Annotated in this window: 21 protein-coding genes; 12 read left to right on the plus strand and 9 right to left on the minus strand. The window is 70.6% G+C overall.

Translation table 11 applies throughout. From position 1 onward, the window contains the following. Nucleotides 1–53: 53 nt before the first annotated feature. Together ACFUVW_RS06135 and ACFUVW_RS06140 are read right to left on the minus strand one after the other, a co-directional pair. Complete coding sequence (locus ACFUVW_RS06135) at nt 54–1532, minus strand: DUF4434 domain-containing protein (RefSeq protein WP_430570462.1); 1479 nt, start codon at nt 1530–1532, stop codon at nt 54–56. Nucleotides 1533–1536: 4 nt separating this feature from the next. Next, nucleotides 1537–2583 (minus strand): LCP family protein, encoded by a 1047-nt coding sequence (locus tag ACFUVW_RS06140; RefSeq protein ID WP_430570463.1) that lies wholly within the window; start codon nt 2581–2583, stop codon nt 1537–1539. A 75-nt stretch (nt 2584–2658) separates the two neighbouring features. On the opposite strand from ACFUVW_RS06140, the gene ACFUVW_RS06145 reads away from it, so the two are divergent. The 4 genes from ACFUVW_RS06145 to rfbA are packed head-to-tail and all read left to right on the plus strand — an operon-like array spanning nt 2659 to nt 7606. Then, a complete protein-coding gene (locus ACFUVW_RS06145; protein WP_430570464.1) occupies nt 2659–4047 on the plus strand; it encodes a glycosyltransferase family 4 protein in 1389 nt (462 codons plus the stop codon). After that, nucleotides 4044–5708, plus strand: coding sequence for a glycosyltransferase family 4 protein (locus ACFUVW_RS06150; protein ID WP_430570465.1), 1665 nt, complete (start codon nt 4044–4046; stop codon nt 5706–5708). The genes ACFUVW_RS06145 and ACFUVW_RS06150 overlap by 4 nt, the downstream gene beginning before the upstream one ends. Next, nucleotides 5705–6712, plus strand: coding sequence for an LCP family protein (locus ACFUVW_RS06155; protein ID WP_430570466.1), 1008 nt, complete (start codon nt 5705–5707; stop codon nt 6710–6712). The genes ACFUVW_RS06150 and ACFUVW_RS06155 overlap by 4 nt, the downstream gene beginning before the upstream one ends. 30 nt (nt 6713–6742) lie before the next feature. Continuing rightward, nucleotides 6743–7606, plus strand: a complete 864-nt coding sequence (rfbA, locus tag ACFUVW_RS06160) for a glucose-1-phosphate thymidylyltransferase RfbA (RefSeq protein ID WP_430570467.1) — start codon at nt 6743–6745, stop codon at nt 7604–7606. 10 nt (nt 7607–7616) lie between these two features. Here the strand turns inward: rfbA and rfbD are convergent, their stop codons facing one another. After that, nucleotides 7617–8522, minus strand: coding sequence for a dTDP-4-dehydrorhamnose reductase (gene rfbD / locus ACFUVW_RS06165; RefSeq protein WP_430570468.1), 906 nt, complete (start codon nt 8520–8522; stop codon nt 7617–7619). A gap of 62 nt (nt 8523–8584) precedes the next feature. On the opposite strand from rfbD, the gene ACFUVW_RS06170 reads away from it, so the two are divergent. Beyond that, entirely contained in the window at nt 8585–9202 is a 618-nt protein-coding gene (locus ACFUVW_RS06170) for a dTDP-4-dehydrorhamnose 3,5-epimerase family protein (protein ID WP_430570469.1), read from the plus strand. 18 nt (nt 9203–9220) lie between these two features. Here the strand turns inward: ACFUVW_RS06170 and rfbB are convergent, their stop codons facing one another. Next, entirely contained in the window at nt 9221–10216 is a 996-nt protein-coding gene (gene rfbB, locus ACFUVW_RS06175; protein ID WP_430570470.1) for a dTDP-glucose 4,6-dehydratase, read from the minus strand. A gap of 35 nt (nt 10217–10251) precedes the next feature. Further along, entirely contained in the window at nt 10252–11565 is a 1314-nt protein-coding gene (locus ACFUVW_RS06180; RefSeq protein ID WP_430570471.1) for a UDP-glucose dehydrogenase family protein, read from the minus strand. 69 nt (nt 11566–11634) lie between these two features. Between ACFUVW_RS06180 and ACFUVW_RS06185 the strand changes: the two genes are divergently transcribed. The 6 genes from ACFUVW_RS06185 (at nt 11635) to ACFUVW_RS06210 (ending at nt 19222) form a co-directional block, all read left to right on the plus strand. Then, nucleotides 11635–12561 carry an ABC transporter permease gene (locus ACFUVW_RS06185; RefSeq protein ID WP_430570472.1) on the plus strand — a complete coding sequence of 309 codons (927 nt, stop codon included), beginning with the start codon at nt 11635–11637 and terminating at the stop codon, nt 12559–12561. Next, entirely contained in the window at nt 12554–13501 is a 948-nt protein-coding gene (locus tag ACFUVW_RS06190; protein WP_430570473.1) for an ABC transporter ATP-binding protein, read from the plus strand. The genes ACFUVW_RS06185 and ACFUVW_RS06190 overlap by 8 nt, the downstream gene beginning before the upstream one ends. A gap of 18 nt (nt 13502–13519) precedes the next feature. Continuing rightward, on the plus strand, nt 13520–14662 hold the full coding sequence (gene wecB / locus ACFUVW_RS06195; protein ID WP_430570474.1) for a non-hydrolyzing UDP-N-acetylglucosamine 2-epimerase: 1143 nt from the start codon (nt 13520–13522) through the stop codon (nt 14660–14662). Beyond that, nucleotides 14659–16326: a DUF6270 domain-containing protein gene (locus ACFUVW_RS06200; protein WP_430570475.1), complete on the plus strand. Its 1668-nt coding sequence runs from the start codon at nt 14659–14661 to the stop codon at nt 16324–16326. Before wecB ends, ACFUVW_RS06200 begins: the two co-directional genes overlap by 4 nt. A gap of 4 nt (nt 16327–16330) precedes the next feature. After that, nucleotides 16331–17134 (plus strand): sulfotransferase family protein, encoded by an 804-nt coding sequence (locus ACFUVW_RS06205; RefSeq protein WP_430570476.1) that lies wholly within the window; start codon nt 16331–16333, stop codon nt 17132–17134. Between the two features lie 123 nt (nt 17135–17257). Beyond that, on the plus strand, nt 17258–19222 hold the full coding sequence (locus ACFUVW_RS06210) for a hypothetical protein (protein ID WP_430570477.1): 1965 nt from the start codon (nt 17258–17260) through the stop codon (nt 19220–19222). Here ACFUVW_RS06210 and ACFUVW_RS06215 read toward each other — a convergent pair. From ACFUVW_RS06215 to ACFUVW_RS06230, 4 genes are all read right to left on the minus strand, one after another. After that, entirely contained in the window at nt 19207–20100 is an 894-nt protein-coding gene (locus tag ACFUVW_RS06215; RefSeq protein WP_430570478.1) for a hypothetical protein, read from the minus strand. The two genes, ACFUVW_RS06210 and ACFUVW_RS06215, sit on opposite strands and share 16 nt — an antisense overlap. A 64-nt stretch (nt 20101–20164) precedes the next feature. Then, nucleotides 20165–20896 carry a glycosyltransferase gene (locus ACFUVW_RS06220; protein WP_430570479.1) on the minus strand — a complete coding sequence of 244 codons (732 nt, stop codon included), beginning with the start codon at nt 20894–20896 and terminating at the stop codon, nt 20165–20167. Beyond that, nucleotides 20893–23046: a glycosyltransferase gene (locus ACFUVW_RS06225; RefSeq protein ID WP_430570480.1), complete on the minus strand. Its 2154-nt coding sequence runs from the start codon at nt 23044–23046 to the stop codon at nt 20893–20895. Before ACFUVW_RS06225 ends, ACFUVW_RS06220 begins: the two co-directional genes overlap by 4 nt. A gap of 50 nt (nt 23047–23096) precedes the next feature. Then, entirely contained in the window at nt 23097–25400 is a 2304-nt protein-coding gene (locus ACFUVW_RS06230) for a phosphoadenylyl-sulfate reductase (protein ID WP_430570481.1), read from the minus strand. Here ACFUVW_RS06230 and ACFUVW_RS06235 point away from each other — a divergent pair. Next, nucleotides 25359–26267 carry an NAD-dependent epimerase/dehydratase family protein gene (locus ACFUVW_RS06235; protein ID WP_430570482.1) on the plus strand — a complete coding sequence of 303 codons (909 nt, stop codon included), beginning with the start codon at nt 25359–25361 and terminating at the stop codon, nt 26265–26267. The genes ACFUVW_RS06230 and ACFUVW_RS06235 overlap by 42 nt on opposite strands. The last annotated feature ends 31 nt before the right edge of the window (nt 26268–26298 follow it).

Consider the following 26298-nt stretch of genomic DNA (forward strand, 5'->3'; position numbering starts at 1 on the left):
GCCCTGTTTCGCCTCGCGAACAGGGCCACGCGCCCACCCACAACGCTTCGGGGTCAGCCGCGGGCCGCGATCTCGGCGGCGAGTCCCGAGGCGTCGAGGTAGTCGTCCCACCGGTACCCGACGACCTTCGCCACGTGCGGGCGCGCGAGCGCGACCTGCCGGTCGAGGGTCGCGAGGTCGGTCGGGGCGCGGTCGCCGACCTCGCCCGGCGGCCGGAACGCCTCGACGTTCGCCCACAGGGTCACGCCCCGCACCTTCGCCGCCTCCGCGTAGAGCCTCGCCGTGGAGCCCGCGTACGCCTCGCCGTACGTCGTGCGCCCGACGACGCCGCGCAGGTCCGCCCGCACGGGCCGGTCGCGGTCGGCGCGGCCGAAAACGCCCACCCGGCCGGTGCCGCCGCCGTCCTGCGGGGCGAGCACCATCCGCACCCCGGCCGCGGTGTCCGCGATCCGCTGCAGCGCCGGGCGCACGGACGAGACGGGGACGCCGCCGTCGCGACGCAGGTCGGCATAGGGGCTGACCACGACCCGCTGCTTGTCCCGTGGCAGGCGGAACCCGACGATGCGGTGCTGCATCTCGTACACCCGCAGGTTGGGCGCCCACGTGGCCTCGTCGGTGAAGACGGCGGTCTCGAGCGACTGGTAGACGCCGGCGAACGCGTCCCGCTGCCCGTACCGGGCGTTCCAGCCCGCGAGGACGCGCGACGTGAAGCCGCCGAGGGTCTGGGTGTACGAGTCGTCGCCGACGTACGGGGCCGCGGGGTCGGGCGCCGGCTTCGGCAGGCCGAGGTACACCGACATCCCGAAGCGCTCGGCGTCGGCGACGAGCAGCGCGTCGGCGTCCACGGTCGACGCGGCGTGCGCGACGACCAGGTCGTACGTGCGGCTCGGCGAGTCGCACTCGCTGTACCCGCCCTCCACCGGCAGCAGCCACCAGGTGAACGTGCCGTGCGCCGTCGTCGTCCGCCCGTCCCGGCCGGGGCAGAACAGGGCGGCGTCGTCGAACGTCGCCTTGGCAGCGTAGGTGTACACGTGCCGGACGGCGCCCCCGCCGGTCTGGGCGACGGCGTGGTCGTAGCCGTCCTGGCCGTCGACGGTGAAGCCCGCGAACCCCTCGTCCCCGCCGGGGCGCAGGTCGGCCGGCGTGGCCGGGGCGAGCGCCGCTCCGAACGTCACGAGGGTGTCGGCCCCGATGGTGTGCGCGCCCTGCACGGTGGCGCGCGTCGCGCAGCGGTCCGCGGTGGTGAGCACGAACCAGCCCGTGACGGCGTAGGACGCGCGGACGGCGACGTCGGGGCGGTCCAGCCGCCCGCCCCCGGGACAGGTCGGTGCCGGGCTCGGGGACGTGCCGACGGACGCGCTCGACGAGGGCGCCGGGCCGCCCGCCCGCGGCCCGGCCACGCTCGACGAGGGGGTCGGGGCGCCGGCCGGCGAGCCGGAGGGCGCGGGGCCGCACGCGGCGAGCCCCAGCAGCACGGCGGCCGCCGCCACGACGGCAGCGAACGGGGAGGCCCTCCGGACGGGGGACGTCATCCGGCTACTTGACGGTGGCCGGGAGCACCTCGAGGTCGTCCGCGTGCTCCTTGACGTAGCTCCCTGCCTCGTCCTTCGCGATCGCCTTCATCAGCGGGTCGAAGCGCTCGCGATCGAGGACGACGATGGACTGCCCGTCGTCGCTGCGCCCGGTGCCGGAGTACGGGGCGGTCATGAAGTCGACGTCGTTGGTGCTCAGGCCGCGCGCGCTCATGTAGAGGTTGCGCATCCGGTCGATGGTGAACCCGTCGTCCGCGGCGACCGACTTGCTCACCGTGGTGAAGAACTCGGTCATCATCCCGACGTCGTTCCGGTTGTTGTTGACCTTGGCGAGGATGGCGCGCATCCAGTTCTGCTGGCGCTGGACGCGGCCGAAGTCGCCGTTGTTCAGGCCGTGGCGCTGGCGCGTGTACTTCAGCGCCTCCTCGCCGGACATCATGTGCACGCCCTTGGAGAAGAAGACCTGGTCGCCGTCGCCGATGTCCTCCGGCACGCGGATGCGCACGCCGTCGAGCGCGTCGGTCATCGCCGTGAACGACTCGAAGTCGGTGACCACGAAGTGGTCGATCTTCACGCCGGTGAGGTCCTGGACCGTCTGGATCATCAGCGGCGGGCCGCCGTACGAGAAGGCGGCGTTGATCTTGGCCTCGCCGTGCCCGGGGATCGGCACCCAGGAGTCGCGCGGGATCGAGACCACCTGGGCGCTCTTCCGGTTCGCGGGGAGGTGCACCAGCATGATCGCGTCGGTGCGCTGGGCGCCGGCCTTCCACTGCGACGGGTCGCCGGCGGAGATCCGGCTGTCCGAGCCGAGCACGAGCAGGTTGACCGCCTCGGTCTCCTCCTCGACCTCGGGGGCGCTGCCGGCCGGGATCTCGGCGAACGGGTCGCCGATCCGCTCGATGTTGTTGTCCAGGCTGCGCTGGAACCACCAGGCCGCGCCGAAGCCCCCCGCGGCCAGCAGCAGCACCAGCACCCCGACGACGGCCAGCGCACGGCGGCTGCGGCGTCCCTCGGTGCGGGCGTGGCGGTACGGGGCGTTGGCTCGGCTCACAGGGCCGGATCCTACGGCCCCGGTCGCGGAGATCCTGTGTTCCGCCCGTGACGCTTCCGGCCGTACCATTCGCCGGTGCGCCGCCGGACAGCTGCGGGCACCGCGAGCGAGACGAAGGGCACGACCATGTACGGCACCGGGGCGACGACGTCGTCGAAGCGCTCCCGCGTGCTGCTGGTCACGCACCACTACCCGCCCGAGCACGGCGCACCGCAGCGGCGGTGGGACACCCTGACCCCGCGCCTCATGGACGCGGGCGTCGACGTCGCCGTCCTCACCCCTCCCCCGCACTACCCGAGCGGGCGGCTGCAGGACGCGGCCGCCGACCACCGGCCGGGGTCGGTCTCCCGGGGCCGGCACGGCGAGCGCGTGGTCCGCACCAGGTTCCGCCCGCACGCCGCCGACCTGCTGTCGCGCACGGTGGACCAGGCCGTCGCGGCGGCGAGCGCCGTCGTGCTCGGCCTGCGGCACTTCCGGCAGCGGGCCGAGCGGCCCGACGTCGTGGTCGGCACCGTGCCCGGCATCCCGTCGATGTTCGCCGCGTGGCTGCTGGCGCGGCTGCTGCGCGCCCGGCTCGTGATCGAGATGCGTGACGCCTGGCCGGACCTCATCGAGCCCAGCGGCGTGTTCGACGCGCGGCGCTCCGCCGCCTCCCGCGCCCTCGCGGGCGCGCGCGCCCTGGTGCACCGCGCGGTGACGCGGCTCCAGTCGCGTGCGGACGCCGTCGTCACGACCACGGAGACGTTCGCCCAGGTGCTGCTCGAGCGGGGCGTGCGGCGCGTCGCGGTCGTGCGCAACGGCACGTCGTTCCAGCCGCTCACCGCGGACGACGTGGCCGACGAGCTCGCCGACGGCCTGCCCGACGACGCCCCGCCGGACCGCCCGCTGCGCGTCGTGTACGCGGGCACGGTGGGGCGCGCACAGGACCTGCAGTCGGTGGTGCGCGCCGCGGCGCAGGTGGCCCGCCGCGGCCTGCGGCTCGACGTCCGCATCGTCGGGGCGGGCGCGCGGGTGCCGTTCCTCGAGGGGCTCGTGGCCGAGCTCGACGCCCCCGTGACGTTCGTGGGGGCCGTGCCGCACGACGCGATCCGCCGCTACTACGCCTGGGCGGACACCGTCGTGGTGTCCCTGCGCGACTGGAAGCCCCTGGAGTGGACCGTGCCGTCGAAGCTGTACGAGGTGATGGCGTCGGGGGCCTACGCCACCGCGTGCGTGGCCGGCGAGGCCGCCGCGCTGGTGCAGCGCTCCGGCGCCGGGTCGGTGGTGCCGCCCGGCGACGTCGACGCGCTCACGGAGCTGTGGTCGGGCTGGGCGTCGTCCGGCGACGTGCCCGCCGCGGACCCGCGTGCCGCGGAGTGGGTGGCCCGGAACGCCGACGACGACACGCTCGCCGCGCGGTACCTCGACCTGCTGCGCGAGCTGACCGGCCCGACGGCCCGGCCCGGCGACATGGCGGCCCGATGACGCGCGCGCGCGAGCTGGCCCGCAACGCGCGCTTCGCGGCGTCCTTCGTGGGCGGCGCGCTGCGCACCGACCCGGCGTGGCTGGTGCTCCAGGCGGCGCGGCGCACCCCGGCCCGGGTCAGCGCCGTCGTCGTGCCGTGGGTGGAGCGGGCGCTGGGCGACGGGACGTCCGGGGAGGCCGGCCGGCTGCGTGCCGCGTGGCAGGACGGCGACGTCGCGGCCCTGCGCGCGGCGGCCCCGACGTCGCGCGCCGGACGCCGGGTCCGGGCGTCACTGCTGGGTCAGGTCGCGGTGCTGGAGGACGTCCGACCCCGGGAAACGTCTCAGGATGCGGACGGTTTCCCGGGGCGAGCGGGTGAAAAAATGCCGCAAACCGGACCGGGTGAAATTTCGGCCTCGGGACCGACGGCGGTGCACCACCACCTCACCAACTCGCTGCCGCACACGCAGAGCGGGTACACGCTGCGCACGCACGCCATCCTCACCGCGCAGCGCGCCGCGGGTCACCCCGTCACCGCGACCACCCGCGCCGGCTACCCGCTGATGATCGGGGCGCTCGGCGCCCGCGGCGCGGACGTCGTCGACGGCGTGACCTACCGGCGGCTGGTGCCGCGGTCCCTGCCCGCCGACCACCGGCGCCGCGCCGCGGACGGCGTCGACCTGCTGGTCCGCGCGCTCGACGACGCGCGTCCCGCCGTGGTGCACGCCACCACCCCGTGGACCACGGGCGACGCCGCCCGCGCCGCCGCCGCGCGGGTCGGCCTGCCCTGGGTCTACGAGGTGCGCGGGCTGCCGGAGGAGACGTGGGCCGCGTCGCACCCGACGGCCGAGGGCCGTGAGCGTGCCGCCGCGTCGGAGCGGTTCGCGCTGCTGCGCGCCCGCGAGACGGACCTCGCGCTCACCGCGGACCACGTGGTCACCCTCAGCGGCACGATGCGCGACGAGCTCGTCGGGCGCGGCGTGCCCGCCGAGCGCATCACCGTGGTGCCGAACGCCGTCGACGCCGCGCTGCTGCGACCCGCGCCGTCGGCCGCCGAGGCGCGCGCCGCGCTCGGCCTGCGCACCGCGCCGTTCGTCGTCGGCACGGTGAGCAGTGTGGTCGGGTACGAGGGCCTGGACACCGTGCTGCGCACGGTCGCCCTGCTGCGGTCGCGGGGCGTGGACGTGTCCGCCCTGATCGTGGGCGACGGCGTCGACCGGCCGCGCCTGCTGCGGCTCGCCGCCGAGCTCGGGCTGGGCGAGCACGCCCTGCTGCCAGGGCGTGTGCCGCGGGACGTGGCGCGCACCTACCTCGCCGCCCTCGACGTCGTGCTGGTGCCGCGCCGGCCCGACCGCGTGACGCGGCTCGTCACGCCGCTCAAGCCGGTCGAGGCGATGGCCCTCGGTCGGCCCGTCGTCGCGAGCGACCTGCCCGCGCTCGCCGAGGTGCTGTCTCCCCTCGACGGCGCCCCGCCGGTCGGGCCCGCCGGCGTGCTCGTGGACCCCGACGACACCACCGCGTGGGCCGACGCCGTCGCTCGCCTGCTCGACGACGACGCCCACCGCGCCGCGCTCGTCGACGCCGGCCGGCACGTCGCCGCCGAGCGCACGTGGGAGCGGCTCGTGGGCCGGTACGCCGACGTGTACGCGGCGGTCACCGCCACCAGGAAGGACACCGTGTGAGGAACCCTGCCGGGCAGATCGCCGTCGCCGCCGCCCTCGCCCTGGGGCTCGGCTCCGGTCTCGGAGCCTGCACGTCCTCGTCGGGCGACGGGGCGCCGCGGCCGAGCGCCGCGCCGACGACGGCGCCCGTCGCGTCGCCGAGCCCGTCGCCGTCGCCCTCGCCCAGCGAGGCGCCGGACCCGCTCGGCGAGGGCGCGACGAACGTGCTCCTCGTGGGCAACGACTCGCGCGACCCGCAGGGCCTGGGCGGGAACGCGGACACGATCATGCTGGCGCACGTCCCGGCGGACCGGTCGGCGCTGTACCTCATCTCGTTCACGCGGGACATGCACGTGCCGATCCCCGGGCTCGGCGAGGGCAAGATCAACTCCGCGTTCTCGCGCGGCGGCACAGACACCCTCGTCGACACCGTCTCCGGGGTGCTGGGCGGCGCGGAGGTCGACGCCGTCGTGCAGACCAACTTCGCCGGCTTCATCGCGCTCACGCGGGCGCTCGGCGGCATCGAGGTGGAGAACAAGCACGCCAGCCGGGTCACGGTGCAGAGCACCGGCCGCGTGGTCGAGTTCCCCGAGGGGGACGTGACGCTCGAGAGCACCGACGGCCTCATCTACGTGCGCGAGCGCAAGACGCTGCCGCTGGGCGACCTGGACCGCACCGAGCGCCAGCGGGCCGCCGTCACCGGCATCCTCGCGGGCATCGCGGAGCGCGCCGACGATCCCACCGCACTCGCCGAGCTGATCCCGCTCATGGCCGGGAACGTCAAGGTCACCGGGTCGCTCGACGGCGTGGACCTGCTCGACGTCGTCCCGCTCGTCGCCGCGCTCGACCGCGACGACGTCGTGGGGCTGATGGTGCCCATCACCGGGTTCGGTAGCGTCGACGGTGCGTCCGTCAACCTGGTCGACGAGGCGCAGACCGCCGACCTCGGCCGCGCCGTGCGGGACGATGCTCTCGACGAGTACGTCGCGACGTACGGCACGGACTACGCACCGACCCATTCCTGAGATCCGGACCGACAGAAGGACACACGAACGATGCGCGGAATCATCCTGGCGGGCGGCAGCGGTACCCGGCTGCACCCGATCACCCTCGGGGTGAGCAAGCAGCTGGTGCCGGTCTACGACAAGCCGATGATCTACTACCCGCTCTCGACCCTGATGCTCGCCGGCATCCGGGACGTGCTGGTGATCACCACCCCGCACGACGCCGAGCAGTTCCGGCGCCTGCTGGGCGACGGCTCGCAGTTCGGGATCTCGATCAGCTTCGCGGTGCAGGACGTGCCGAACGGTCTGGCGCAGGCGTTCGTGCTCGGCGAGGAGTTCATCGGGTCCGACGCCGCGGCCCTGGTGCTGGGCGACAACATCTTCTACGGGCAGGGGCTGGGCGACCAGCTGCAGAAGTTCACGTCCGTGGACGGCGGCGCGGTTTTCGCCTACCGGGTCGCGGACCCGACGGCGTACGGCGTGGTCGAGTTCGACGCCGACGGGCGCGCCGTGTCGCTGGAGGAGAAGCCGGCGCAGCCGAAGTCGAGCTACGCCGTACCCGGCCTGTACTTCTACGACAACGACGTGGTCGAGATCGCCAAGAACCTGCAGCCGTCGGCGCGCGGCGAGTACGAGATCACCGACGTCAACCGTGCCTACCTCGAGCGCGGCGACCTGCGGGTGGAGGTGCTGCCGCGGGGCACGGCCTGGCTCGACACGGGCACGTTCGACTCGCTGCTGGAGGCGTCCGACTTCGTCCGCACGATCGAGCGCCGCCAGGGCCTCAAGGTGGGCGCGCCGGAAGAGGTCGCGTGGCGGCGCGGCTTCCTGTCCGACGACGAGCTGCGCGAGCGCGCCGAGAAGCTGACCAAGTCCGGTTACGGCACCTACCTGCTCGGCCTGCTCGAGCAGTAGCCCGGCAGGCTCAGGCGAGCACCTCGGCCGCGGCGGCGTCCCAGCGCTCCGCCCAGTCGCCGATGGGCGCGACCCCGGCGGCCCGCAGCGCGTCGTGGCCGAGCACGGAGAACGCCGGCCGCGGCGCGGGGCGCACGAACGCGTCGGACGTCGTGGGCTCCAGCGGCGTGCTCAGGCCCGCGGACGCGAGGACGCGGCCCGTGAACCCGAACCACGACGTCCGGCCCGAGGCCGTGCCGTGGTACGTGCCCGCCGGGGCGCCCGCCTCGACGAGGCGGACGATCAGGTCTGCCAGGTCGCGCGTCCAGGTGGGCTGGCCGACCTGGTCGTCCACGACCGCGAGGCGGTCTTTCTCGGCGCCGAGACGCGCCATCGTCTTCGGGAAGCAGCCGCCGTGCGCCCCGTACAGCCACGCCGTCCGCACGATCAGGTGGTCAGGCGCCTCCGCGCGCACGGCCCACTCCCCCGCGGCCTTGGTGCGCCCGTACGCGGACACGGGCGCCAGCGGCGCGTCCTCGGCGTAGGGGGCGGAGGCGGCGCCGTCGAACACGTAGTCGGTGGACACCTGCACCAGGCGGGCGCCCGCCGCGTGCGCGGCCCGCGCGAGGTTCGCCGCCCCGGTCGCGTTGACGCGGAACGCGTCGCCCTCGTGCGCCTCGGCGTCGTCGACCGCCGTCCACGCCGCGCAGTTGACCACGACGTCGAACCCACGCACCGCGGCCAGGACCGCGTCGGCGTCCGTGACGTCCAGGTCGGCCCGGCCGACGCCGACGACGTCCCGGGCCTCGGCGGGGGCCCCGTCGACGCCCGTGCGGAGGCGGGCCATCAGGTCGGTCCCGAGCATCCCGGCCGCGCCGACGACCAGCCAGCGGCGGGGGGCGGGGGTGGTGGGCGGAGCCGTCGTCGTCTCGGTCACCGTAGGATCCTACGGGCCCACCCTCCGCCGAAACACCTGGCCGACCCCGTGAAGGAGCACCCGTGCAGATCCGCGAGCTGACCGTCCCCGGCGCCTACGAGATCACCCCGAAGCAGCACGGCGACCCGCGCGGCGTCTTCCTCGAGTGGTTCAAGTCAGGGCCGTTCGCCGAGGCCGTCGGCCACCCCCTCGACCTGCAGCAGGCCAACGCGTCGGTGTCCGCCGCCGGCGTGCTGCGCGGCATCCACTTCGCCGACGTGCCGCCCGGCCAGGCCAAGTACGTCACCTGCGCGAAGGGCGCCGTCCTCGACGTCGTCGTCGACATCCGCGTCGGCTCCCCCACCTTCGGGCAGTGGGACTCCGTGCTGCTCGACGACGTCGACCGCCGCGCCATCTACCTCGGCGAGGGCCTCGGGCACGCGTTCATGTCCCTGGAGGACGGCTCGACCGTGCTCTACCTGTGCTCCGCGGGCTACAACCCCGGCCACGAGCATGGGATCCACCCCCTGGACCCCGAGGTCGGCATCGCGTGGCCCACGACGGCGCGCGACGGCTCGCCGCTCACCGCGCAGCTGTCCGACAAGGACACCGCCGCCCCGAGCCTGTCCGAGGCGAAGGCCCAGGGCCTGCTGCCCACCCTCGACGCCGTCGAGGGCTACCTCGCGTCGCTCCGCGGCTGACGCCGCGCCGCACCGCGCCTACTGGCCGGTGCGGGCGTACTTGGCCTCGACGGCGGCCTTCGCCGGGCGCCACCAGTCCTCGTTCTCCCGGTACCAGTCGACGGTCGCGGCGAGGCCGGTGCGGAAGTCGGTGTACGCGGGGGTCCAGCCGAGCTCGGTGCGCAGCTTCGTGGCGTCGATGGCGTAGCGCAGGTCGTGGCCGGGGCGGTCGGCGACGTGGTCGAAGTCGTCCGCGTCGCGCCCGAACAGCTCGTTCAGGGTGCGGACCACCTCGAGGTTGTTCGTCTCGCCGTCGGCGCCGATGAGGTACGTCTCCCCGACGCGGCCGCGGTCGATGATCGCCCACACGGCGGTGTTGTGGTCGTGGACGTGGATCCAGTCGCGCACGTTCAGCCCCGCCCCGTACAGGCGGGGGCGGATCCCGTCGATGAGGTTGGTGATCTGGCGCGGGATGAACTTCTCCACGTGCTGGTAGGGGCCGTAGTTGTTCGAGCAGTTCGAGATCGTGGCCTCGATGCCGAACGAGCGCACCCAGGCGCGCACCAGCAGGTCCGAGCCGGCCTTCGTGGACGAGTACGGGCTGGACGGGTTGTACGGCGTGGTCGGGGTGAACTTCTCGTCGCCCTCCAGCGGCAGGTCGCCGTACACCTCGTCCGTGGAGATGTGGTGGTACCGCACGCCGTGGCGACGCACCGCCTCCAGCAGGGTGAACGTGCCCACCACGTTGGTCTGCACGAACGGCGACGGGTCCGTCAGCGAGTTGTCGTTGTGCGACTCCGCGGCGAAGTGCACGACGACGTCCGCGTCCGCGACGAGGCCGTCCACCAGCTCCGCGTCGGTGATCGACCCCTGCACGAAGTTCACCCGGTCCGCGACCGGCGCCAGCGACGACCGGTCCCCGGCGTACGTCAGCGCGTCCAGCACCGTCACCACGGCGTCCGGGCGCTCCGCCACCGTCTGCTGGACGAAGTTCGCTCCGATGAAACCGGCACCGCCGGTGACGAGGACCCGCATGACAACCTGCACCAATCTGTGGGGGAACGACCGGCTCAGCGCCGGCCGAGAGCACGATACTGCCAGCCGCTGCCGGTCCACGCGGCGCGGTCCAGGGCGTTGCGGCCGTCGAGGATGGTGCGCTGCGCGACGAGCGTGCCCACCTGCTCCGGGTCGAGGTCGCGGTACTGCTTCCACTCCGTGAGGAGCAGGACGGCGTCCGCGCCGGCGAGCGCGGCCTCCAGGTCCCGCTCGTAGTGGAGGTGCGGCTGCTTCGCGCGGGCGTTCTCGATGGCCTGCGGGTCGTGCACCGTGACGACGGCGCCCAGCTCCGCCAGGCGCGCCGCGACGTCGAGTGCGGGCGAGTCGCGCACGTCGTCGCTGTCCGGCTTGAACGCGGCGCCGAGCACCGTGACCTCCGCGCCGTCGACCGTCCCGCCCAGCACCTCGGATGCGAGGTCCACCATGCGGGTGCGACGGCGCGTGTTGATGGCGTCCACCTCGCCGAGGAAGGCGACGGCGTCGCCCGCCCCGAGCTCGTCGGCGCGGGCGCGGAAGGCCCGGATGTCCTTGGGGAGGCAGCCGCCCCCGAAGCCCAGCCCCGCGTTGAGGAAGCGGCGCCCGATGCGGGCGTCGTACCCGATCGCGTCCGCGAGGCGGGCGACGTCGCCGCCCGCCACCTCGCACAGCTCCGCCATGGCGTTGATGAAGGAGATCTTCGTGGCGAGGAACGAGTTGGCGGCGACCTTCACCAGCTCCGCCGTCGGGTAGTCCGTGACGATGCGCGGCACGCCCTCCGCGAGCGGCGCGGCGTAGACCGCGTCGAGGGCCGCCGTGGCCCGCTCCCCCGTCGTGTCGTCGGGCACGCCGTAGACGAGACGGTCGGGGTGCAGCGTGTCCTGCACGGCGAACCCCTCGCGCAGGAACTCCGGGTTCCAGGCGAGCACCGCGCCCGGCCGCGCGGCCGCGACGACACCCGCGAGGCGCTGCGCGGTGCCCACGGGAACCGTGGACTTGCCCACCACGATCTCACCCGCACCGAGGTGCTCGACCAGCTCCCCCACCGCGGCGTCGACGAAGGTGAGGTCGGCCGCCGGACCGTCCTTCCGTTGCGGCGTCCCGACGCACACGAAGTGCACCTGCGCGCCGGCGACCGCTGCCATGTCGGTCGAGACGGTGAGCCGGCCCGTCCCCGTGACCTGCGACAACAGGTCGTCCAGCCCCGGCTCGAAGAACGGCGCCTTGCCCGCGGCGAGCGCATCCACCCGCTGCGCATCAACGTCGACCCCCACCACGTCGTGCCCGAGGTGAGCCAGGCTCGCCGCGTGCACCGCGCCGAGGTACCCGAGACCGACCACCGAGATCCTCACGCTTGCCGTCCTTCCCTCTGGGCGAATCGTGGAGACCGTAGCGCACCGAGGCGCCCTAGGATGCGGGCGATGGAACATGAGGCGGAGGTTCAACAGGGCGCAGCGCGCCCGACCGACCTGTACGCCGAACTCTTCGGGAAAAACGCGTCGACCCTCGAGGTCGTCTCGACAGGCAGACTCGCTCCGGTCGGCGCACGCCCACCGATCCGTACTTACCTCGGCCAGATCTGGAAGCGGCGACACTTCCTGTGGGCAGAGGCCCGCGCGAAGGTCACCAGCGGTACGCGCGAAACCTTGCTCGGTCAGGCGTGGCTCGTCGTGAACCCCATGCTCAACGGGCTCGCGTACTACCTCATCTTCGGCCTCGTCCTGGGCGCCAAGGCTGGCATCGAGAACTTCATCGGCTACCTGATCATCGGTGTCTTCCTCTTCCAGTTCACGTCCCAGAGCGTGGTGAACGGCGCGAAGTCGATCTCCAGCGGCCGGAACCTCATCCGAGCGTTCGCCTTTCCCAGGGCGTCGCTGCCCGTCTCCGTGGTGCTGCGAGGGGTCCTCAACCTCGCCCCGGCGCTGGGAGCCATGTTCGTGCTGCTCGTGACCCTGCCGGAGAAGGAGCACTGGACGGCTGCAGCGGCGTTCTTTCCCGTCGTCCTGGCACTACAGGTCCTGTTCGTCACGGGCCTGGCACTCCTGCTGGCCCGCGCCGCGTCCGCCCTTCCTGATTTGAACCAGCTGATCAGCGTGCTGATGCGGTTCTGGCTCTACGGGTCCGCGGTCTTCTTCTCGATCGAGCGGTTCGAGAACTACCCGTGGATCGTCGGCATCATGGAAGCGAACCCCATGTACATGGTGCTCGACGCCGCTCGGGACACGCTGCTGTACGGCGCTGTCCCCGCCCTCTCTACGTGGATCGGGCTGAGCGCCTGGGCGGTCGGGACCTTGCTGGTGGGTTTCCTCGTCTTCTGGCAGGCGGAGGAGTCGTATGGCCGTGTCTGACCTCGCCGTCGCCGACCCCTTCGCTCAGGCCACCGTGGCGGTGCAGGACGTGAGCGTGCGCTACCGGGTGCCGTCCACCGACGCAGCGGAGCGCCGTCGGCGGGCCAACCCGCTCTTGAAGGCAGCCCGTACCGTGCTGGGCAACGACCCCAAGGTGCTCGTGCGTGCCCTCTCCGGCATCTCGTTCGTCGCCCGTTCAGGCGAACAGATCGGGTTGGTGGGTCAGAACGGCTCCGGCAAGAGCACCCTCCTGCGCATCATCGCCGGCCTCGAGAACCCTGCCAAGGGTCGAGTGCTCGCCGAGAGCACCCCAGTGCTCATCGGCGTCAATGCCGCCCTCGTTCCTGACCTGTCCGGCGAGGAGAACATCCGCCTCGGCTGCCTCGCCATGGGTCTCACCCCCGCGCAGGCGGAGGCAGCCGTGCCTGACGTCAAAGAGCTCGCCGGCCTCGGCAAGTCGATCTACCTGCCGATGAAGACGTACTCGTCCGGCATGGGTGCGCGGCTGCGCTTCGCGATCGCGACCGCATCCAACCCGCACATACTCCTGATCGACGAGGCCCTGGCCACCGGCGACGCCGCCTTCAAGGAGCGCAGCGAGGCCCGGATGCAGAGGCTGCGCCAGAGCGCCGGCACCGTCTTCCTGGTGTCGCACGCCGCGCAGACCATCGAGGAGAGCTGCACCCGGGCCATCTGGCTCAACCACGGGCGCCTCGTCCTCGACGGACCTGCCCAAGACGTCGCGTTGCGCTACCGCAAGTGGGCCTGGGCTGTCGCGAAGGACAGGCCCGAGGAAGCGAAGCTGATCATCGAGACGGCCTTCACCGAGCGCGAGCAGACCACGGTCCGGGTGGAGGAGTCCCGGTCCAGCCGTCTGTACACTGCCCGTCACGTGAGGCCCCCGAGCGCCTCCTCGAGGCGCACCAAGGGAGGGCGATAGCGGATGCGGCCGCGTGTCATGACCGTCTACGGCACTCGCCCGGAGGCCATCAAGGTCGCCCCTGTGATCCAGGAGCTTCAACGCAGCGACACGCTGTCCGCGATCACGGTCGTCACCGGACAGCACCGGGAGATGCTCGACCAGGTCAATCACCTCTTCGGGATCGTCCCGGACCACGACCTCGACATCTTCGAGCACGGCGCATCTCTGTCTCGGATCGTGTCACGCGTGCTCGACCGCATCGATCCGGTCCTCGAGGCCGAGCGGCCCGCTGCCCTGATCGTCCAGGGTGATACCTCGACGTCGGCGGCTGCGGCGCTGGGCGCCTTTCACCACGGGATCCCGGTGGTGCACCTGGAGGCGGGGCTGCGCTCAGGAGACCTACGCTCTCCGTTCCCCGAAGAAGCGAACCGCCGCCTCACGTCGCAGCTCGCATCACTCCACCTCGCACCGACCGCCGCGAGCCGTGCCAACCTCGTCCGCGAGGCCATCTCCGAGCACGCGGTGGTCGTCACGGGGAACACGGTCATCGACGCCCTTCTCACCGCCGCGGGAAAGGCCTCGTCGTTCAGCGATCCTGTGCTGGAGCGAGTGACCTCGGGCAGTCGACGGATCGTCCTGGTCACCACACATCGGCGTGAGAACTGGGGGACTGCGATGCAGGGAATCGGGCGCGCGCTCGCGAGCATCGCCGATGCCTTCCCGGACGTCGAGGTCGTGGTCCCCCTGCACAGGAACCCGGTCGTCCGGGAGGCCCTCGCGCCCCACCTGGACGGTCGGCCCAACGTGACGCTGGTCGAACCCTTGGCCTATGCCGAGTTCACCCGGCTGCTCGCGCTCGCCAGTGTCGTCCTGACCGACTCCGGGGGGATACAGGAAGAGGCACCCAGTCTCGGCAAGCCTGTACTCGTCCTGCGAGAGAACACCGAGCGGCCCGAAGCGGTAGCGGCCGGCACCGTCCGGCTCATCGGGACCGACACCGACACGATCGTGCACGAGACCTCGATCCTTCTCTCGGATCCTGCTGCTTACGAGGCGATGGCGCGCGCGACGAACCCCTATGGCGACGGACGCGGAGCGTTTCGTTCCGTCGCCGCGATCACCCACATGCTCGGCCTCGGGGACCGCCCGGCCGACTGGGTCACAGAAGGACGACCATGAGCAAGACCCGCGTATTCATCTACGGCTCGTGCGTGTCGCGCGACACCTTCGAGCACTTCGACCCGGAACAGTTCGAACTGATCCGCTACGTCGCACGTCAGTCGGCCCTGAGCGCCTACACCCGCCCCGTCACGCTCGTGGAGCCCCCGGTGTTGGAGTCGTCGTTCCAGCAGCGGATGGTGTCCGGGGACTATGCCTCTGACCTGCAAACCCTCATCCCGGAGCTTGCGTCGGTCACGGACCTCGTGCTCGTGGACCTCACGGACGAGCGTCTTGGCGCTTACATCCTGCCCGACGGGTCCGTCGTGACCCGATCTGTCGAGCTCGTCCAATCGGGTGCCGAGAGCCGGCTTCCGGCCGGGTCGCAGCACATCGCCTTCGGCAGCGACCAGCACTTCCACTACTGGTCCAGCGCGATATCGGCCGTCGGGGAACTGTTCCGGCAGCACATGCCGCGGGCGGCCGTCGTGCTGCTCGACGTTCCCTGGGCGGACCGCTCCGAGTCCGGCACCCCCGTCCCGGCATCGTTCGGGATGACTGCCGCCGACGTCAATCCTCTCCTGCGGCACTACACGAAGGAGGCGGCTCGTGCGCTCGGCGCCGAGCTCGTCACCGTTCCGGACGGCATTGTGTCGTCGAGCGCGAACCACCCGTGGGGGGACGCCCCGTTCCACTACTCCCGGTTGGTGTATCGCACCCTCACCGAACAGATCACGGGCACTGAGGGTCGTGACCCGTGGGCCCCCACGGACCCGCCGCAGCATGTGCCTTCGACCACGACGGCGCCGCGCAGGACGTCGGCGACCCGGGTAAGTGGCACCTCGCGGCCGTCGGCACAGGGCGGGGCCCTCGCACCACTCGAGAACGGGCCCAACCTGATAGTCGCCGGAGCCCAGCGTTCCGGCGTGAGCTGGCTCCGCGAACGGCTTGCGAAGCATCCAGACGCCTACGTGGCGGGCCCCGACGGCCGTCATTTCTTCGCTCACCCCGGCCGTCTCGGGAAGCCAGAGGAGATCGCCAAGTACGAGGCCGCCTACGCCGACCACGGCGGTGCCCGGTGGCGAGTCGACGTCACGCCGACGTACTTCTGGCACGCGGCAGGTGGGCCGTTCTCCCCCAAGCGTCACGACGCCGCCAAGGCCGTCCACAACCGACTCGGGCCCGACACCGAGGTGCTCGTCGCGCTCCGTGACCCGGTCTCGCGTGCTGTCTCCGGCTACTGGCACACGTTCGCGGGTGGGCACCTGCAGGGGTCGTCGGGCATATTCCAGGTCCCCACACACTTCGGCGTGGTCGACCTTGGCTTCTACCGGCGCCATCACGAGCACTGGGCGGCCAGCCTCGGCGTCGACCGTGTCCACGTCCACCTGTACGACGACCTGGTTGCCGACCCCGAGACGTACCTGCGCCGCGTGCTGCGGAGCCTGCGTCTGGAAGCATCACCCGAATACCTCAAGAACGCCGGGACACAGCACGCCGAGGGTCGGCGGACCTGGCTCGCCCCGTTCAAGAAGCAGAGCCAGATCACCCCACAGGAGATCGCCGCACTCCTTGAGCTCTACCGGGACGACATCGCCTACGTGGAGGATCTCCTGGGACGGGACCTCCCGGAGTGGCGTGACCTCGACCGGCTCATCGAGCGGCACACGTCACAGAGGAGCTGATCACGTGCAACCCCCGTTCTTCGTCATCGGTGCGCCCCGGTCAGGTACGTCGTACCTCGTCGAGGTGCTGAACCGACACCCGGACGTCGTCATGACGAACGAGACCCGAGTCATGACGTTCCTCTACCGTGCACTGCATCGCTGGAGCAAGGACCGCATGGCCCTGATGACGGAGCGGACCCTTTTCCTCTCGACGTTTCGCCGTCATGTCCCCGACATCGTGCGCGACTTCTACCGCCAGCTCGGCGCCACGGAGACGTCACGGTGGGGAGACAAGTTCCCCCACTACGCGGACAGCAAGACGGATCCTGGGCTGCTCGACCTCATCGCGGAGGCCTTTCCTCGCTGCCAGTTCCTCCACATCACCAGGGACGGGCGAGACGTGGTCTCCTCGCTGCTCGAGAAAGGATGGGTCGACCTCGACGAGGCATGCGACGTCTGGAACCGGCACGTCGTCGCTTCCCAGGAGATCGGCCTCCAGGTGGGGGCAGATCGCTTCCACGAGCTGCGGTATGAGGACCTCGTGCACGACGGCCCCGCGTCGGTCGCCGAGATCTTCGAATTCCTCAGGCTGCCGAACTCGGCCGACGTCGATGCTTTCCTGAACGAGCAGGCCCGCAGTCGAACTCCGTTCAGCGGCGCCACGACGCGAACTGAGGTCATCGGTGAGTCCGGCTGGCGCGAGCGGCTCACTCCCGAGCAGGCGATGCAGGTCGACGAGCGACTCCGCCCTACCCTCTCAGCTACCGGCTACCTGTCGAGTGCCGGCGAGCCGCAGGTCGCGGCCACGTCGCGCGACTTCCGGTAGTCGTCCGCCGCGCAAGTCGGGACGAGGTCGACGATCCAGACAGCCAAGAATCCACACCCTGCGGACAGGCCCGGCCCCCGTCGGCAGGTCAACCGGCGCCAGTTGCTGACCGCAGGTGCGGTCGTGCTGGGCGTGGCCGCGGGCGGGACAGCGGTCGTGATCGGCCGCAAGGACGGCGACCCGCCGGCCGAAGGCCCGCCGGGGTCATCAGACGGCATCAACCCGGGCGCCCTTCCGAAAGTCGCGTCCCTCGTGGCCGAACCCGAACGCGAAGAATTCGGCTGGAACGAGCAGGCTTGCGCGCCGTACCTCGTGTCCCTGGCCGCGATCGCGAACGGGATCGACGACAGCCTCACGAGCACCCGCGGGGCATTCACCGGCGGGTGGTGGCGCACTCCCGCCAGCGTCGGCAACGCTAGGACCTCTGAGCTGGTGAGCGTCCTCAGTTGGTTCGCGACGCGCGACCGACCGTGGAACGCCTACCTGCGCGACGAGGCTCTCCTCGCCCGGTTGAACGCCGGGGTCGATCGCTATCTCGCCCTGCAGCATCCCGGTGGCGCCTGGCCCGAGTACGCCCCGGACGAGGAGTCCCTCGCCGCGACCGCGTTCGCGATGAACTACCTCACCAGAACCCTGGTCAACCTCCGGAAGACCGATGCCCTCGCTGACCTGCACGCACCGATCGTCCGCGGGGTGCGCCGCGCTGCCCGCTGGTTCCTGGATCCGGACAACGCGGCATGGCAGGACCCGACCATCCAGTTCTCGAACCAGGTCCTCGCAGGACTCACCGGCGCGGCGAAGGCCATTCGACACGACCCCGACCGCGAGCTCTCAATGCAGCTCGACAAGCGGATCTCGGACACGGCGTCGAGGATCCAGAGCCCGGCCGGCTTCCTGTACGAGGACGGCGGGTCGGACGTCGGCTACAACCTCTCGGTGTCTCTGCCGCTGATCGCTGAGCTGCACGACAACCTGGGTCGAACACCCCTATTGCCTCAGGTCCAAGGGATGGTCGAGTGGCTCTCACTCGCGATGGTGCCCGAGCCGGACGGGTCCGGACTGATCCCGTTCGATGCGCCCTCGACCCGCACGCCCATGGCCTACCTCGACGCCACTGCGCGTGACGGCGACCCCCGCGACCTGGCGGCGCACCTCTTGCGGCGGACGCCGGGCCTCGCTCCCTTCTTCACGACACAGGAGGAGCGGCACGCCCAGCGGGCGCAGTGGGCGAGTTCCAGCGACTCGGTCGGTGAGCTCGAGCCCGGCGCGACCAACCCTCGTGTCGTGGACGTCCTCGACCTTCCACAGACGCTCCCGCCACGCGCGCAGAAGCAGGCGGCGACCGCGCAGATGCCCATGATCATTCACGAGCGGTTTACGGAGCTCCGGCGCGATGCGGGCCAGCACTACCTCTTCGTCCGCCGACCCTCGTACTACGCGCAGGCGTTCCTCGGTGAGCGGCCGCCGTCGAACGCCAGGACCGGACTGGCCCTGCTGTGGCATCCCGGCGGCGGCACCTTCATCCACGCAGGCTCGGGCGGCGGCCCCGCGTGGGGAGTGACCTTCGACGACGATCGCACCGAAGCGACGGCGGACCTTCCCCCGGAGTACCTCGACGTCAACGAGCCTGGCCGCCCTGTCCCGACGAGACCGAGTGGCGTCGCCGATGCACGAACGCTACAGATCTCCTGGTCGGCCTGCGACGGAGCCCTGCAGTGCACGACGACCTGGCACGACGATCAGCTGCAGCGGTCCATCGTCGTGGGTGCGCCGGCGACAGAGCAGATTCCTCTGCTACTGCGTGCCGACGACACCGTCACCTGGGCGGACGAATCGGGCGTCTGGGGCGCGCTACGCCCTCCGTCGTCGACGGCCGTCGCCGTGCGGCGCGGAGGCACGACCCTCACGATCTCTTGGGACCGTCCGCTCGCGGCCCTCCTTCAGGCCACGGACCGTTGGTACTTTGCAGATCGAACGCGGAGGACCCATCTGCTGCGGATCCGAGTGTGGGGGAGAACCGACTTCTGCATCAGACTGCACGACGGACCAGCTCCGACCACGCCCGGCGACGTTCAGCCTTCGACCTGAACGTCCCCACGCGCGCTCGCCAGCTCGTCCTGCAACCGGCGCACCTGGCGCTGGATCCGGCGCTCGACGGCGCCGAACGAGGACTCGACGAGGGCCTCGGAAGTCTTGTACAGGGCCTCGTACCGCTCCCGTAGGGCGTCGAACGCCCCATCCGCGTCGAGGGAAGATCCACTCCGCGCCGCAGCCTGGAGCAGACCCCAGAGCTCATCCGCAAGTTCCCGGATCGAGTCCGGGAGGTCGAGGCCGTCCAAGTCAGCGTGGCTGCGGTGCAGCGACGGATCGATGAACGAGTCGATCCGCCCGCGAGCTCCAGCGGTCACGACCAAGCCGTCATGACTACCCAGGCTGCTCGCCATCGTTGTCACCGTGGACTCCCAATCGGCGAGGACACAGCCATAGGTGACGAAGGCTCGTCGCTCACCCCGAGTGACACGCTCGGCACGCAGGCAGACGTTGATCCACCCGGCAAGCCCACCGGTCACTCCCCGGGCCGGGTTCACCGTGAGCTTGCTCGCCAACGTCTCGCCGGGTGTCCGCGACACGATCACCGCCGACGGCTCAGCGCCTGCCTCGATCGCGGCGTCGCGCCAGTCGCGGTACAACCAGGTCAGCCTAGGGTCCTTGATCACGACGTCTCGACCAGCGCCGATCGAACGGACGAGCCAGGCGGTCAGGGCGCGGCGGCGCTCAGCGCTCGTTTCCCGGCCATCGATCAGTTCCCACGCACGGGGCCGGGCATCTGAGATATGGACGTTCGCCCACTCCAACGTCATGGAATTGAAGCGCACGGCCCATTCCGGCTCCCCGAATCCGCGGGGGTTCATCTCGTTCGCCGGGATCTCCGGCTGGGGGACATGCCAGCCGAGCTCGCGCAGCACACCCACCAGCGTGCTCGTACCGCTCCGCTCGGAGCCGAGAACGAGCAGGACCCGTGGCACCGCGTCAGCCCTCGCCTCGTCCGTCGGCGAACGCATACGTGAACACCGGAGACATCCTTGCGACGACTTTGTTCACCGACGCCTCGATGTTCTGTGATGCCTTGCGACGCCGCTTGAAGTGGATCGTCTCGTCGGCAACCCTGTGGACGAACCCCGCCAGGTACGTGTCCATGCTCCATGTCCAGTCCTCGTAGGCGAACCCGGCCTTGACGTCGCGCTCGGCGTACGGATGGTCGCGGTGTGCCCCGGCGGGCGCCATGCACATGGCGTCCCAGTAGTTCTGGAAGCGCATGAAATTCGGGTCGAAGGTCGGGTCCGTCTGGTCGAGGTGGAAGAACAGGTTGTCGCTGTTCTCGAAGAACCAGTCGACCTCGGGGTGAGCGATGATCCGCCCGGGATCTGACTCGCAGAGCTCGTAGGCGCGCGCCAGCCAGTTCTCACTCCAGAGGTCGTCACCGTCGAGGAATGCCACATATCGGCCCCGCGCCCTCGCGGCGGCGAAGTTGCGGGCCTTCCCCTGGTCCCTGAAGTCCAACTCCTCCACCCACCACCCAGATCGCTCCAGGTCGGAGAACATGAGTCGGGTCGCGGCGTCTGGCGCGTCAAGCGCCGCCCCCACCTCGACGTCTATTCCCGCACGCCGGGCGACGTCGACCGCGTCGAGGAACGAACGGATCGACGGGCCTGCCAGTGCGCCCTCGCGATGCGCGGTGATGATCGCGGTGATGTCGCTCATCGCTCGGACATCCCTTCCAGGTCACGGACGGACTGATCCGATGCAGATGACGGCAGCACACCTCGCAGGGTGTCCCGGTAACGCTCCGGCGAACAGATCTCGAGAACACGCCGGCGCAGTGCCGCCGCGCGAGCGCCCACATCTTGCGGGTCGCCCGTCATCGCCGTGATCGCCTTGTCGTAGGCGCTGGCGTCCGCGAACTCGGCGACGGGGAACCCTGTGGTGTGATCGACCAGGTCGACGACGCCGCCCACGGCGCTCGCCACGACGGCGATCCCTCGTACACCCGCGTCGATGAGGACAGTCGGCACCCCGTCCCACTCGGCCGTGTAGAGGAACCCGTCCGCCGACTCGAACGGGAGGTCGTCGAAGTCCTGATAGGTGCCCTGCAACCGGACATTCTCGGGCAACGCATCCATATCGACGCCAACGCCACCAAGGACGGACTTGCCCCAGACCCAGAACTCGATGTCGGGACGTCGAGTGGCCAGGTCGACGACGACGTCGAATCTCTTCTGACGATCGAATCGTCCGCACCAGAGGAACCGAGGTCGCACCCCCCGCGCCCTCCGTCGGGCGAAGACCGCCGAGTGGTCGATGCTGGCACCCTCTGGCTCGTACGGCGTGTGTACCACGATGAATCGCCGGGCCATGGCCGACGAGTGTCCATATCGGGCCACCAACTCTTCACGGAGAGGCTCGCTGTCCACAAGGACGCTATCCAGGTTCCCGAGGCACTCGGGGAGGTATGCGATCGGATAGCCGCCCTTGTTCCCGCGGTCGTCCAGGTCCCAGGTGAACAGATACGCGTGAAGCTCGGCCAGAACGGAGAGCTGCCGCCCGAAGAGGCGAAAGAGCTCCCACGCCCGCCGGCTGTTGACGTTGACGACCCGACGCGGCTGCAGGCCTCGCACCACGTCAAGGAGGAGGCGTGTCCGGGCCTCGTCCGGCAGCCCACGCATCGCCGCGCTCACGTCCCCCACCAGGACGTCGCCGCCGAACCACTCGGGGTGCTCGAAGGTGTCGGCCTCGGTCGTCAGCACGAGGATCGTCTCCTCCGGCGCGATCTCCCGGAGGCTCCGTGCGAGCATCCCGGCGACGCGGGCCGAACCCGCCATGCGCACGTGCGGCACGAGGACGATCGTGTCGACCTCCGTCAGTCCCAGTGTCGTGCGTACCTCCTCGGCGGCCCGGAAGAGCCCGCTCGCGTGGTTGACCACCGGGGGCATGGAGATATCTCGCGGACCGTACGGCCTCCGCACCAGCGGTTCGATGCGATAGGCCTTCTCCGCCATCTCGCGCAAGGCGGGGTGGTCCAGCCGCGCGCGCTTTCGAACCGACATGAGCGCCAGATCCTCGATCGGCGTCGACGTACGCAGGCTCCCAGCATCAGCGCCGCGCAGCATCAGGTCGAGGACGAGCGGCCGCTGCTCTGCACGTGCCGTGGGGTCAGCGACGAGCTCCCGGACGGCAGCGGTCGACCGGCGGAACGCCTCATAGGCACCGTGCGAGGCGAAGTGCTCGAACGGCCAGGACGAGAGTCGTGCCATGTCAGCGTGCCGGGCCGTGTAGAACGACTCGTCGAACAGGGGAGTCGGAGAAATGCGCTCCGACCGTCCGAACTGGAGCCAGTGGAAGAAGGTGTTACCCCGCGGCTCGGTACCCCAGCGCCGCGCTGCCGCCTCCCGGTACCACCCGGGGTGGAAGAGCGCCGACGGGCGCAACCCGAGCTCCGCCCCCGTCCTCAGGTAGTGCTCGATGACGTCGTCGACCGTCACCCGTTCCGAATCGGCACCGCTCCCGAGTTCTTCGCCGTCTGAGCCGATCCCATGCACCTGCGCCACGTAGAACTCAGGGTGGACCATGCTGCGGAAGGTCGACCAGGCGGAGGCGTCGCCCAGCAGCTCTGCCCGCTTCTCGTCGGGCAGAGCCTCGAGCAAGCCACGCAAGACTTCGGGCCCACGACGCAGCACGTCCTCGAGCGGCCGGGCAGCCTCGGACCAGAGCCGGCCCTCCTTGTGGCCCCACCGCCGGAAGTGGTCCCACGGGTCGACCCCGGCTCGGGCGACGTCGACATGTGTCCGGAGGTAGTAATCCCTGTCGAGCGCCTGCTCTGGGAACAATGCTTCGATCGGGGTGGGTTCGCCCATCGGTCGTCTCCTTGTCGGTGAGCGGGCCCGGCACGGGCCTTGCCTTCGCGTCAGCGTGCGGTGACGGGCGACGCGGGGGCGTCGGAGACGGCCGCGTCGAGCACCGCAGGACCACGCCAGTTGGACCTGGCGGGGATCTTGTCCCGGTCGGCACGGTGTGCGTACTTGCGGGCGATCTCCCGCACCTCCTCCATGAGCCCCGCGCTGAGCGTGATCGGGTCGAGCCCCAGGTGGAGGAACCGGTCGTTGGCCACGTGAAGGTCGTTCTCGTCGGCCTCGAGCCGCGGGTTCGCCACCTTCTCCACTGTCGCCCCCGTGCGCTCCGCGATCATCTTGGCGAGGTCGCGGACGCGGTGGGTCTCGGTCATCTGGTTGAAGATCGCGACCCGCTCACCCCGCTCCGGCGGGTTCTCCAGCGCGAGCTGGATGCACTTCACGGTGTCCTGGATATGAATGAACGCCCGGGTCTGTCCGCCTGTGCCGTGCACCGTCAGCGGGTGATCGACGGCGGCCTGCATGAGGAACCGGTTGAGGACTGTGCCATAGTCACCGTCGTAGTCGAAACGGTTGATGAGACGTTCGTCGAGCCGTGTCTCCGCGGTCTGCGTGCCCCACACGATCCCCTGGTGCAGGTCCGTCACCCGCACGCCGTCGTTCTTGTTGTAGAAGAAGAACAGCAGCTGGTCCTGCGTCTTCGTCATGTGATAGATGCTGCCCGGGTTGACCGGGTAGAGGATCTCGCTGTCGACGAGCTCGCCGTCGCCGACATCGACCTTGACGTTCAGGTAACCCTCGGGGATCTTCATCCCGGCTGTGCCGTAGCCGTACACACCCATCGTGCCCAGGTGAGCGACATGAATGTCGAGGCCACTCTCGACGATCGCGGCCAGCACGTTGTTCGTCGCGTTGATGTTGTTGCTCACCGTGTACCGCTTGTGGCCGCTGCTCTTCATCGAGTACGGCGCTGCGCGCTGCTCAGCGAAATGCACGATGGCGTCCGGTCGCCAGTCCTCGATCAGCGTCAGCAACCGGTGGTAGTTCACCGCGACGTCGAAGTTGTGGAAGTCGATCCGCTTCCCGGTGATCTCCTCCCAGGCGCGCAGCCGCTCCCCCAGGGGCCGGATGGGAGTCAGCGACTCAACCTCCAGCTCGAGGTCGATCGATCGCCGTGACAGGTTGTCAACGATGGCCACCTCGTGGCCGATCGCGGAGAGGTGGAGTGCCGTGGGCCACCCACAGAATCCGTCGCCACCCAGGACCAGAGTTCTCATCGTCTTCCCTCCATGCGCGTCGGGCGTGCTGCTCGACGCCAGATCATTAATGTCCCCGGCCTCGCCAGGGGAGTCGCTTCGCGGTGTCTCAGGAGTCCTCACGACGAGGGAGAACACGTCCTCCGCCGAAGTCGCCTTCACCGTCCGTTCCATCCGCCCGGTCTCGGGGTTCAGGTGGATGCCGCACTCCTTCGACTCGTCCAGCTCCCACCACCACCGACCGGCCCGCTGGTCTTCGCCGTCAGAGACGGCACGCGTGCACGGTGCGCAACCGATGCTGGGGTACCCCCGGTCGTGGAGCGCGTTGTACGGCACGGAGTGCTCGCGGATGTAGGCCCAGACCTCGTCCGTGGACCAGTCGACCATCGGGTTGAACTTGGCGATGCCGTAGCCCTCATCCCACGACTGGACGGGGAGTTCGGCACGCTCGACCGACTGAGCACGGCGGAGCCCGGTGAGCCAGGCGCGCTTGCCCGCCAGAACACGTGCCAACGGCCGGACCTTGCGGATCGCGCAGCATTCTCGACGCAGCTCGACGCTCTCGTAGAACGCGTTGGGCCCGTTCCGCGTGACCCAGTCCTGTACCTCGGACGCGTCCGGCGACACCATCTGCACCACGGGCCCGTACCGCTCGCGGACGTTCTGCGCGGTTCGGTAGGTCTCCTCGGGAAGGCGTCCGGTGTCGAGACTGACGACCTCGATGTCGAGGCCGTGCTTCACGATGAGGTCGGTCAGGATCATGGACTCTGGGCCGAAGGCGTTGGCGAGCACAGCAGGTGCGTGGTCACGCTCGATAGCCTGGAGGCGTTGAAAGGTGCGCGCGACCACGCTCTCGTCAGTCAACGCAGACACTTCCTTCCCTTGGCGCCTCATTGGCAACCGGTTCATGACCGCCCTGACTATAGTGGCCCCGCGCGCCCGTGAGGACCCCGTGGGACGGGTGATGCGCGGTGCCTCCGGCGCGCGCACCGGCCACGATCCCGTGACCCGCGGACGGAGCGCACCAGCACGCGAGGGACTGAATCGGACAGGGGTGGCTCGGTGATCGGTGTTTTCGGTGCGAACGGCTTCCTCGGGAAGCATCTTGTCCGCCGGCTGTCCGACGACGGACGGCAGGTCACGGCGGTCGCGCGTCGGTTCGACGACGACCTCGACACGATGGGCGCACGATCTGTCGCGGGGGACCTTCGCGACCGTTCCGCGATGAGGTACGCCTTGGAGGGCGTCTCGACGGTCGTCCAGCTCATGGGTACGTCGACACCCGCCCAAGGCATCTCCCGCAGCACGCAAGACATCCAAGACGACGTGATCCCGCACGTGGCGTTTCTGCGCGAGTGCGCCGATATGGGCGTCGCCCGCTTCGTCTTCGTGTCGTCCGGCGGGGCCGTGTACGGGCCTGTCTCGGGCGACCAGAGCGTGCCCGAGTCCCACCCCACCCACCCGATCTCCTCGCACGGGGTCACCAAGCTCATGGTCGAGCACTTCATCCGCCTCCACTCGCACCTGGACGACCTCGAGCACGTCATCCTGCGGGTGGCGAACCCCTTTGGCCCCGGTCAGGTGGTGAAGGCCGGCCAAGGCCTCATCCCAGCGCTCCTCCGCCGTCACGCCGATGGCCTACCAGTCGTCGTGTACGGCGACGGGAGCGCCGCCCGCGACTACGTGTACGTAGACGACGTGGTCGACGCCCTGGTTCGCGCGATCGACGCTCCCGGCCACCAAGAGACGACGCTCAACATCGGCTCGGGCACGCCCAGGACGGTCATGGAGGTCGTCGCGGCGCTCGAGGAGGTGGCGGGCGTCAACTTCGAGATCGAGAAGCGGCCGGAGCGAGCGACCGACGTGGACCGGATCTCGCTGAACGTGACGCGCGCACGCACCGAGCTCGCGTGGGAGCCGCGCGTCCCGTTCCTCGAAGGCCTCCGGCGCACCGTCCGGGCTGAGGCATGACCTACCCGGGCGAGCCGCACCGCGTCGCCAC

The organism is Isoptericola sp. NPDC057391 (genome assembly GCF_042668085.1).
GTDB lineage: Bacteria > Actinomycetota > Actinomycetes > Actinomycetales > Cellulomonadaceae > Isoptericola.

Coding starts and splice junctions, on each gene's coding strand:
- ACFUVW_RS06185 (WP_430570472.1), top strand. CDS start 11,635: ATGGAACATGAGGCGGAGGTTCAACAGGGCGCAGCGCGCCCGACCGAC.
- ACFUVW_RS06230 (WP_430570481.1), bottom strand. CDS start 25,400: ATGCTTCCCGAGGAAGCCGTTCGCACCGAAAACACCGATCACCGAGCC.
- rfbA (WP_430570467.1), top strand. CDS start 6,743: ATGCGCGGAATCATCCTGGCGGGCGGCAGCGGTACCCGGCTGCACCCG.
- rfbB (WP_430570470.1), bottom strand. CDS start 10,216: ATGCGGGTCCTCGTCACCGGCGGTGCCGGTTTCATCGGAGCGAACTTC.
- ACFUVW_RS06200 (WP_430570475.1), top strand. CDS start 14,659: ATGAGCAAGACCCGCGTATTCATCTACGGCTCGTGCGTGTCGCGCGAC.
- ACFUVW_RS06135 (WP_430570462.1), bottom strand. CDS start 1,532: ATGACGTCCCCCGTCCGGAGGGCCTCCCCGTTCGCTGCCGTCGTGGCG.
- ACFUVW_RS06150 (WP_430570465.1), top strand. CDS start 4,044: ATGACGCGCGCGCGCGAGCTGGCCCGCAACGCGCGCTTCGCGGCGTCC.
- wecB (WP_430570474.1), top strand. CDS start 13,520: ATGACCGTCTACGGCACTCGCCCGGAGGCCATCAAGGTCGCCCCTGTG.
- ACFUVW_RS06225 (WP_430570480.1), bottom strand. CDS start 23,046: ATGGGCGAACCCACCCCGATCGAAGCATTGTTCCCAGAGCAGGCGCTC.
- ACFUVW_RS06220 (WP_430570479.1), bottom strand. CDS start 20,896: ATGAGCGACATCACCGCGATCATCACCGCGCATCGCGAGGGCGCACTG.